At 37.3% G+C, this 8,961-nt stretch carries 10 protein-coding genes and 1 tRNA gene; 6 read left to right on the top strand and 5 right to left on the bottom strand.

Annotated elements, in window-relative coordinates:
• Nucleotides 1-148: DUF2249 domain-containing protein (locus tag BFL47_RS19300; RefSeq protein WP_139125796.1), on the bottom strand; the 148-nt coding region annotated here is incomplete at its 3' end.
• Between the two features lie 634 nt (nt 149-782).
• Between BFL47_RS19300 and BFL47_RS11945 the strand changes: the two genes are divergently transcribed.
• Together BFL47_RS11945 and BFL47_RS11940 are read left to right on the top strand one after the other, a co-directional pair.
• Nucleotides 783-1,478: a haloacid dehalogenase type II gene (locus BFL47_RS11945; protein ID WP_069660026.1), complete on the top strand. Its 696-nt coding sequence runs from the start codon at nt 783-785 to the stop codon at nt 1,476-1,478.
• Nucleotides 1,479-1,710: 232 nt separating this feature from the next.
• Nucleotides 1,711-3,630: a cytochrome c/FTR1 family iron permease gene (locus BFL47_RS11940; protein ID WP_069660025.1), complete on the top strand. Its 1,920-nt coding sequence runs from the start codon at nt 1,711-1,713 to the stop codon at nt 3,628-3,630.
• Between the two features lie 378 nt (nt 3,631-4,008).
• On the opposite strand, the gene BFL47_RS11935 is transcribed toward BFL47_RS11940, so the two are convergent.
• From BFL47_RS11935 to BFL47_RS11920, 4 genes are all read right to left on the bottom strand, one after another.
• Nucleotides 4,009-4,452, bottom strand: coding sequence for a site-specific integrase (locus BFL47_RS11935; protein ID WP_069660024.1), 444 nt, complete (start codon nt 4,450-4,452; stop codon nt 4,009-4,011).
• A gap of 134 nt (nt 4,453-4,586) precedes the next feature.
• Nucleotides 4,587-4,874: a hypothetical protein gene (locus BFL47_RS11930; protein WP_139125814.1), complete on the bottom strand. Its 288-nt coding sequence runs from the start codon at nt 4,872-4,874 to the stop codon at nt 4,587-4,589.
• A gap of 1 nt (nt 4,875) precedes the next feature.
• A tRNA-Lys gene (locus BFL47_RS11925) sits at nt 4,876-4,948 on the bottom strand.
• Nucleotides 4,949-5,009: 61 nt separating this feature from the next.
• Nucleotides 5,010-6,632 (bottom strand): ABC-F family ATP-binding cassette domain-containing protein, encoded by a 1,623-nt coding sequence (locus tag BFL47_RS11920; RefSeq protein ID WP_069660022.1) that lies wholly within the window; start codon nt 6,630-6,632, stop codon nt 5,010-5,012.
• Between the two features lie 84 nt (nt 6,633-6,716).
• Here BFL47_RS11920 and BFL47_RS11915 point away from each other — a divergent pair, with 84 nt between their 5' ends.
• The 4 genes from BFL47_RS11915 to BFL47_RS11900 all read left to right on the top strand — a co-directional run bounded on the left by BFL47_RS11915 (nt 6,717) and on the right by BFL47_RS11900 (nt 8,874).
• The gene (locus tag BFL47_RS11915) at nt 6,717-7,256 is read left to right on the top strand and encodes a hypothetical protein (RefSeq protein ID WP_139125813.1); all 540 of its coding nucleotides are present in this window, start codon (nt 6,717-6,719) and stop codon (nt 7,254-7,256) included.
• Nucleotides 7,257-7,284: 28 nt separating this feature from the next.
• Nucleotides 7,285-7,689 carry a DUF2721 domain-containing protein gene (locus BFL47_RS11910; protein WP_069660020.1) on the top strand — a complete coding sequence of 135 codons (405 nt, stop codon included), beginning with the start codon at nt 7,285-7,287 and terminating at the stop codon, nt 7,687-7,689.
• Between the two features lie 2 nt (nt 7,690-7,691).
• The gene (locus BFL47_RS11905; protein ID WP_069660019.1) at nt 7,692-8,081 is read left to right on the top strand and encodes a DUF2721 domain-containing protein; all 390 of its coding nucleotides are present in this window, start codon (nt 7,692-7,694) and stop codon (nt 8,079-8,081) included.
• 505 nt (nt 8,082-8,586) lie between these two features.
• Complete coding sequence (locus BFL47_RS11900) at nt 8,587-8,874, top strand: hypothetical protein (RefSeq protein ID WP_069660018.1); 288 nt, start codon at nt 8,587-8,589, stop codon at nt 8,872-8,874.
• Nucleotides 8,875-8,961: the final 87 nt, after the last annotated feature.

The following is an 8,961-nucleotide window of genomic DNA, read 5'->3' as shown; positions in this document are numbered from 1 at the left end:
GATAATACACCGGTTTGGGGTCGTGGTCGTTGTGAATGGTTAAACTTTCACCCCCTAACAGGCTATCAAACACCTTAAAAATAGTTGGATGCTTTAATTTAGGCTCGATAAGAGGGACGTTGATGTAATTGGTTTCCAGTGTTTCCATGATTATGTGTGTTTTGATGTTCAAAGCTAGTGCTAATAAAAGTATTAACTTACTTTTATTAGCACTAGCTTTCTTTTATTGTGATTAATTTACATTTGTCAGATAAGTCAGGGAATTTTTAATATAAAAAAGCGTTTAAATAAAAATAATAGCCTAAAGTTGCTTTTGTTTATGATAATGCTCTGTAGCAAGGGCATCATTTGCTGGTATCTCTATTTCAGATATTATGGATTGGCTTTCTATCACTTACTTTTTTAACAAAACACCTCCCTAGGAAACAGCCAGGGTTAAATTAATAAAAACAGAATGGTTAAAAATAGTGTCAGATGCTTATAATCAGGACTAGAGAACCATTTGGTAATTACTACTTGACGACTTGATGAAAAGATTAAGTTCTTTGCCAGGCCAATAACACAAAGACAAATTTTAATCTTACAACACTTAGGTCAGCTTATCATTTATCTACAGTTAAATGGGATTAAACCGCCAGATTACGTTAATGGTGGAAGTTTATTATGATATCAAAATAATAACTAATAAAAATGGAAAATAGGAAAACCTTCTTAAAGGCGGTAGCCCAGGTAGGATTATTGAGTTTAAGTCTTTTTACCGGATTTGAAAACGAAAAAAAGTCATGAGAATAGAGAAATTAAATATAATGAGCAAGCCTAAGATTATTTTCTTCGATGTCAATGAAACTTTATTGAATTTAGAAACCTTGAAAGAATCAATTGTTGCGAAACTAGGAGGCAATAAGGCATTGGGAACGTTATGGTTCACGTCAATGCTTCACTATTCTTTGGTGGCAACTGTGGGCGGACAATATTTTGATTTTGGTAGGATAGGAGCCGCAACATTATTAATGGTGGCTAAAAGCAATAATATTGAGCTAAGTGAAGACGATGCCAAGGCTACATTAAAGCATATTCTATCTTTGGAAGCGCATCCGGAAGTCAAGGAGGCATTAGCCATCTTAAAGAATGCCGGTTATATTCTTGTCTCATTTAGTAACTCATCTAATAAAGCCATTAAAGAACAACTAGACTTTGCGGGAATCACTACATACTTCAATCATATTTTAAGCATTGAAGATTATGGAAAATACAAACCGCATCTAGAGGTCTACCATTGGGCAGCAAGGAAAATGAATATAGAGGATTCAGACTGTATGTTAGTTGCCGCCCATGGCTGGGATGTCAGCGGCGCAAAGTGGGCAGGCTGGCAAACTGCATTTGTAGCAAGACCCGGACAACAACTTTTCCCATTAGCAATTACACCCGATATAGTTGAGGATGACTTATTAAAAATTGCTATTAAAATAGCGAATTAAAATTCTGTTTCTAAACTTTCATGCGATGGCCCAAGGAGGACTATGGGGTAAGTTTAACATTAATGCTGCATTCCAAAAATGAAGTTCCTTAGCTAAAACCATAAAGCTTCTAATGTGCTATATATCCATTTTATCTAAAAAAAGGATTAGTTCGGTCAAAAATAACATTCATTAACTTGTAAATTTTAAATACCTTCGCCGTTATTTAGAATGATTACAAACAACACATACAATGAAATTTAAATTTACATTTTTCACTGCCTTGCTCTTATGGGTAAGTTCACCCAGTTTTGCGCAGACCGAAAGTAATGAAAATGAAATTAGGACATTAGTTACTTTGCTAGACTACGTCGCTAAAGATTATGCTGGGGCAGTTACTAATGGAAAGATCATCAATGAAACCGAATACCTCGAGATCACGGAGTTTACAAAAAATTGTATAATCCTTCAAAACAAAATAAAACAGAAAGTCAATAAGCCTGCCTTCAGCAGTCTTGGGAATGAACTAAGACATTTATTAAAATTAGTACAGAATAAAGCTAGCACAGAATCAATAGCCTATCTGTCCAGGCAGATTAAAGAGCAAATACTAGCTATGGGTTTGATGAAGTTAAGCCCAAAGAACTGGCCTTCCCTTAAATCAGGTATGGTGATATATAATAAGAACTGTGTATCCTGTCATGGAACAATAGGCGGTGGTGACGGTGCGCTGGCTGCAAATTTATCACCTAAACCTACCAACTTTCAAGATAATGAGGCGATGTCTAACCTTTCACCTTTACAAGCTTACAACATTATAAAATTGGGTCTTGATGGAACCCCAATGCGCTCTTTTAACGAATTGTCTGAAGCCGAACTATGGGACGTTTCTTTTTATCTCATGTCCCTTAGGCATAAGGGTACAAAAACTAAAAAGGATTTTTTAAAGGTTCCCGGAATTGACAGAGTAAGCAGGTTGACGGATAAAGAGCTAAATACCTACCTTACTAAACAAAATTTTAAAATTAGTCTTGCACAAGTTAGGAATCATCAACCGAAGGTAATGAAGCCTTTAGAGCTGGCTAAGTTTAACCTTGATGCTTCCTTACAAGCTTATAAGGATAGGGATAAGATTCTTGCGCAGAGTTTAGCATTAACTGCTTATTTAGAAGGGGTAGAACTGGTGGAAGCACCTATAAGGGCAACTGATTCTAAATTAATCATAAGCGTTGAAAGAGCCATGATTAATTATCGTGCAGCGCTCAAAGGTGATGATCTTGTTTTGGTAGGAGAATTAAACGCTTTAGCAAAGCAAGAAGTAAACAAAGCAGATGCTTTACTTAGAAATAAAGCGTATTCATATTCCTTCACTTATGGAGCTGCATTATCTATTCTATTACGAGAAGCATTGGAAGCGCTGATAATTATTACAGTAGTTTTAAGCGTTCTTAAGCCTCTAAATATTAAAAAGGCAATTAACTACATCCATTTAGGCTGGATATTAGCACTGATAGTAGGTGCAGCAAGTTGGTTTTTCATTGAATCACTGATTAAATTGAGTGGCAGCAATAGAGAACTCATGGAGGGGGTCGGTTCTATTATCGCTGTGGCCGTATTGATTTACATGGGCGCATGGCTTCACAGTAAATCAGAGGTTAAGAAGTGGAAGGAATTCGTGGAACAAAAAATGAAAAAGGTTGCCGAGTCAGGGAACTGGTACCTGCTAATGTTTTTTTCTTTCATAATTGTTTTCAGGGAAGCATTTGAAGTCGTGCTGTTTCTGGCAACTTTAAAATTGGATGTGCCAGACGAAGGTAGCTCCGCCATTGGCTGGGCAGTCGTGACAGCCGCAGTATTAGTTAGCGTATCGGCTATACTTATACTTCGATATTCCAAACGGCTACCACTAAGACAGCTTTTTAAGCTTTCTGCATATGTAGTGGCGGTATTAACTGTGGTATTAACTGGAAAAGGATTTCGAGCCCTTCAAGAGGCCGCATATTTCAGCGAAACTTTATTGAATGATGCTTTTAGATTTGAAGCTTTGGGCATTTACCCCACCTTTGAATCACTATTTGCACAATTAACTATATTAGTAGTTGTTGTAGCCTTATGGCAGTTTCAGAATTACAAAGGGGCGGAGGGGAATCGTGTACTAATTACGAAAGCATAAAGATGAATTTGAAGAATGAAATTAGAAAAGTAGCACCATTGGGTTGATGGAGTGATATTAGCACTTGCTGCTATTTTAGAGAGATTCTGGGACAATAGTAATTTGATGTCAATTCTTTTTGAACCTGCCATTCGCATGCTCTTTTATATGATGTTTTGTTATACCCATGTATTCAACTAAAAATGGTTTTTTAAAACAAGTAACAAAAAGACCATACCAATTAAATCAACATCGATCTAGTAAACTTTCTTCAGCACTTGTCTGACAATTTCCAATCTTAAATTGAAATTTATCATTCGATCTAAATAGGTAACTTCTTCAAATCTTCAATAAATTGGTTCAATCTAACACTTATTGTGGGACACTAAAAGCAAAATCCTATACCACCTTCATAACCCTACTATGATCTATAGCAATTACCTCATCTTTTATTTCAGGATCCAATAATGCCACCAGCTTTTCCTGCACCTCATCCACATGATTGAGGGCAAGCGCTACGTCATCCTTACTCATCCGGCATTTGTTTCGGGCAAGATTAGCAAAAGTGTGTCTCGCCCAGTAAAAAGTAATAAAGTCAATCCCGGTGATTTCTCTGATCTGAAGCATTCCTTTGCCAATTGCCCGGTTCAAGTTACTAATCGTATTATATCTTGACTGAAGCCTACCAGCATATTTTTCTGATAATTTTTTAGCTTTTGGAATTACCTTAATACTTATAAAGGCATTGTCTTTTCGTATAAGGCATGTCTTCGACCGGTTGAACTCCAGTCTCTTCTTTTTTACTTTACCAAGATCCAAATGATACAGATCCACTGCATTCATTCCGCACAGATGAAAACTGAGCATAAGAAGATCTCTAGCCAGTTCTGCTCGGCTATTAGGCTCGACCCCGCAATCGCGGATTTGTATAACTTCTTCTACCCGGATGTTTCTTTTCTTGGTTAGGGGAGCGGATCCTATTTTATATTTTTTGAACGGATAGTGTTTGATCCTATAGATACCCTGGTCATCGTTGTTATAAGCAGTGCAGGCGGTATTAAAAAGCGTGCGCAGGCCTTTATATAATTATAGATACTACTGTTGCTGGCGCCTTCTCCTTCAATCGTCACTGATTTACCAAACCGATCGGCCCGGTGCATGATCCTTGGCGTTTTCAAAAACCGTTCAAAAGAATAAAGCATATTTGAACTGATCTCATTGATCGAAAAAAGCCCTTTCTGTTTCCAGAAAGGGCTTATAAACAAGTGACCTGGGAGGGGTTCGAACCCTCGACCCACTGATTAAGAGTCAGTTGCTCTACCAGCTGAGCTACCAAGTCTCATTGTGGCTGCAAAGAAACGATTTTTTATTGTCTTTTGCAACCATAATTTACTTATTTGTTAAGAATATAAATCCTCACGCTGTTTTTTAACCACTTCACTACTGATGTACTCATCGTAAGTCATTAGTTTATCGATGATTCCGTTCGGAGTAAGCTCAATAATACGATTCGCAACCGTGTTCGTTAATTCGTGGTCACGGGATGTAAATAGGATAGATCCTCTAAAATCTTTCATCCCATTGTTCAATGCCGTGATCGATTCAAGGTCTAAATGATTCGTTGGCTCATCAAAGAGAAGCACATTAGCCTGCTGAAGCATCATCTTCGAAAACATACAACGCATCTTTTCTCCTCCGGAAAGCACACTTGCCTTTTTCAAAACTTCCTCCCCAGAGAAAAGCATCCTTCCAAGGAACCCTCGTATAAACTGCTCATCTTTATCACCATCCGAATATTCCCTCAACCAATCAACCAGGTTATCGTTCTTACCTTCGAAATAAGTAGAGCTATCATTTGGAATATCTGCCGCATTTATTGTAATTCCCCACTTGAAATTACCAGTATAATCAGGATCCCTTCCACTTAAAACATTGTAAAAAGCAGTTGTAGCAAGACTATTACCCGCTAGTATCGCAATCTTATCCCCTTTATTCACTAAAATATCAACTCCCGAAAACAAGGTTTCGCCTCCTGAAACTTTCTTAAGCTTTTCAATCTGTAAAATCTGATCACCTGCTTCACGGGTCATATTGTTAAACATAATCCCTGGATACTTCCGGTTGGATGCCTTAATCTCGTCGATACTGATTTTATCCAATGCCTTCTTCCTACTGGTTGCTTGCTTGGATTTGGATGCATTCGCACTAAAACGCCGTATAAATTCCTGCAGTTCTTTAACCTTCTCCTCTGTCTTTTTATTTTGATCGGAACGCTGACGTAAGGCTAACTGGCTTGATTCATACCAGAAAGAATAATTACCCGAATAGATACTCATCTTACTAAAATCGATGTCCACGATATGCGTACAAACCGTATCCAAAAAGTGACGGTCATGGGAAACCACCAATACTATATTTTCATAATTCGCCAGAAACTCTTCCAACCAGGCAATGGTATCTATATCCAAGTCATTCGTAGGCTCATCCAGTAGAAGAATATCTGGATTACCAAATAGGGCTTGAGCAAGCAACACGCGCACTTTTTGATTTCCATCAAGCTCCTTTAACAACTTATAATGAAGTTCTTCTTTGATACCCAGGTTACTCAGCATGGTTGCCGCATTATTTTCTGCGTTCCAACCATCCATTTCAGCAAATATATTCTCTAACTCTCCGGCGCGCTCACCATCTTTGTCAGTAAAATCTTCCTTTGCATATAAGGCATCCTTTTCTTTCATGATCCCATAAAGCTCCTTATGACCAACTAAAACGGTTTCAATAACAGGTACTTCATCAAATGCATAGTGATCCTGCGTTAACACAGCCATGCGCTCTCCCGGAGTAAAACTAACTGATCCACTGCTAGGATCAATTTCACCGGAAAGGATTTTCATAAAAGTAGATTTACCGGCGCCATTTGCACCGATCACTCCATAGCAATTGCCATGTGTAAATTTCAGGTTAACATCTTCAAAAAGTGTACGTTTACCAAAGCGTAAGGATAGATTAGATACTGTAATCATGCATAAATAAATGAGGTGTAAAGGTAAGAAATAGGAATAGCATATGCCAGAAGGCGAAAAAAGTTTTATTTTAGAATGATAATTATGGACAAGATTCAGCTGGAAAAACTATTATTTCTGCCCTTAACGAAGGTTAAGATGGTTAAACTAGCCGAATTATGCAAAAAGGAACAATCTGTAGTACCCTATCTGTTAGAGATTAGCTCCTTCCATAAGGAGTCGAGATTAGCCTTTAGGGCTGCATGGCTCTTAGAAAGTATCCTGTTTTCATCTTTTCCGTCGGCTGATGAACAGCTATTGTTCTTAAAATATTATCCCCTTCAAAAACACAATAGCTGCCGAAGGCATTACACCAAGTTAATGTTGTTGCTCATAAGAAAGGGTCACAAACTTACCGGTTCATCGCTTTCTACCATTATCAATCAAACGTCAGAATGGCTCATCGAGAAAAACATCCCCGTAGCCGTTAAAGCCAATTGCATAGAAATCCTTTATCATTTAAGGAATGAAGAAGACTGGATAAAAGGAGAGTTGAAGCTGCAAATAGAACTCTTAATGAAAGACGGATCTGCTGCTCTCCAATTCAGAGGGAAAAAGTATTTAGCCCTGCTTAACCAAGAATAAGTGTAATTTTACAGCTGATTTAATAATAATGGAATTATCTTTAGGTACTCCGGCTATGCTGTTTCCAGCAATAGCTTTGTTGCTTCTAGCGTACACAAATCGGTTCCTTGCTTTAGCGGGACTTATTAGAAGCCTTAAAACTCAATATGTTGAAAGTTTAAATCCGAACCTGATCAGTCAGATTCAAAATATTCGTAAGCGTATTATGCAGGTGAGAAATATGCAAGCATGCGGTATTTTGTCATTTCTACTTTGCGTTGTTTCGATGTGGCTGGTCTATATTTCACAGGACTTATTGGCAGAATATATTTTCGGATTCAGTCTATTCTTACTCATGCTCTCACTTTATATCTCTTTTCGCGAAATACAAATTTCGGTTCATGCACTGGAAATTGAATTAAGTGATTTGGAAGAATTAATGAAAGGAAAGTAAAAATGGCAATTTCCCTAACCACACCCATGCTTTTATTTCCGGCAACATCCCTTATTCTGCTGGCCTACACAGCCAAGCTGGCCTATCTTTCTAATCTTGCGCGAACGCTTTACAAACAATATACTATTCATGAAAGCGAGGGATTGCTGATCCAGATCAGGAATTTAAGAAAGCGAATTTACTTCATAAAAAATATGCAGGCTTTTGGTAGTCTTAGTTTTTGCCTCTGTACTATTAGTGTGTTTATGCTTCTGAATAACTGGATGATAGCGGGCGAGGCCTTTTTTGGTATAAGCAGTGTCTTTTTGGTTATTGCATTATACTTATCTTTCAAGGAAGTTTGGTTATCTGCTGAAGCATTAAAGATAGTAGTAAAAGATGTATGTGATTGAGGTCGCGTAGGAGTCAGGTATATACTATTACCGCAAATTGCAGCTATCAAACTGCTTCGCTGTTGCTTGCTCGCTCGTCTCGAGGCGAAGGAACAAGGGTGCACAAAGCTGCAAAGGGCGAACAAGCATCGAAGCGTACCTCTACACACCCTCTCTGTGACTCGAACGTTTTAGCCATTTTGGTTTAGCTTTTTGATAACGAAAAGCTGTAAATTGTTTATCCTCCCGATTACTTTGAATTCAAAATCCTTCCTTATTAAAAGCAAAGGAAACATGAACAAATACTACTTAATATTTGACTTTAATACTTTCGCCTTTTATTTAAGCACGGTCATTGATAGGTCAAAATTTTACGTTTACAGCTAATAACTTTACAGTTTCTTTTTTTATCTCTTTTTTTTAAATACCTTACATTCTGATTTCAACACTTTCAATTGAGATATTCAATTACACCTGTCAATCAGAGAAGAAATTCTGTATCAACACGAAAAAACAACATCTAATTATGGGGAACATTAAATTAAAAGATTCATTATTAAACGGTTTTAGCTTTACAGAGCTCTTAAAAGAATATGCAGTTGATCCTACAGATTTCACCATCCAGGATGAGCAACTTATATTATCTGAAAAGAAACTATTAAATAAAGAAACCATCAAGGAAAAAGTGATCATCATAGGTAAAGGCAAAGACGGATTGGTTAGCTTTTATGGCACTCTTCATTATAATCTTTTAAATAAATTAGCAGTCTTTGAACTGGATTCAGTAGATCAAACTAATTCTCAAGTAGCTTAACGCATCTCTTTATATAAATGAAAAGCCCGGACACTAAACAGTTCGGGCTTTTTCGTTTTATTTTTTGAAGCTTGATGTACTTTTATA

The sequence above is a fragment of the Arcticibacter eurypsychrophilus genome (assembly GCF_001730525.1).
In the GTDB taxonomy this organism is placed as follows: domain Bacteria; phylum Bacteroidota; class Bacteroidia; order Sphingobacteriales; family Sphingobacteriaceae; genus Arcticibacter; species Arcticibacter eurypsychrophilus.
The sequence above is the reverse complement of the archived record's forward strand: the minus strand, read 5'-3'. Positions and strand labels throughout refer to the sequence as shown.

Excerpts from the sequence above, each read along its gene's own strand:
- BFL47_RS11945 (WP_069660026.1), top strand. The coding sequence starts at position 783 with ATGAGAATAGAGAAATTAAATATAATGAGCAAGCCTAAGATTATTTTC.
- BFL47_RS11940 (WP_069660025.1), top strand. The coding sequence starts at position 1,711 with ATGAAATTTAAATTTACATTTTTCACTGCCTTGCTCTTATGGGTAAGT.
- BFL47_RS11935 (WP_069660024.1), bottom strand. The coding sequence starts at position 4,452 with ATGAATGCAGTGGATCTGTATCATTTGGATCTTGGTAAAGTAAAAAAG.
- BFL47_RS11920 (WP_069660022.1), bottom strand. The coding sequence starts at position 6,632 with ATGATTACAGTATCTAATCTATCCTTACGCTTTGGTAAACGTACACTT.
- BFL47_RS11915 (WP_139125813.1), top strand. The coding sequence starts at position 6,717 with ATGGACAAGATTCAGCTGGAAAAACTATTATTTCTGCCCTTAACGAAG.
- BFL47_RS11910 (WP_069660020.1), top strand. The coding sequence starts at position 7,285 with ATGGAATTATCTTTAGGTACTCCGGCTATGCTGTTTCCAGCAATAGCT.
- BFL47_RS11905 (WP_069660019.1), top strand. The coding sequence starts at position 7,692 with ATGGCAATTTCCCTAACCACACCCATGCTTTTATTTCCGGCAACATCC.
- BFL47_RS11900 (WP_069660018.1), top strand. The coding sequence starts at position 8,587 with ATGGGGAACATTAAATTAAAAGATTCATTATTAAACGGTTTTAGCTTT.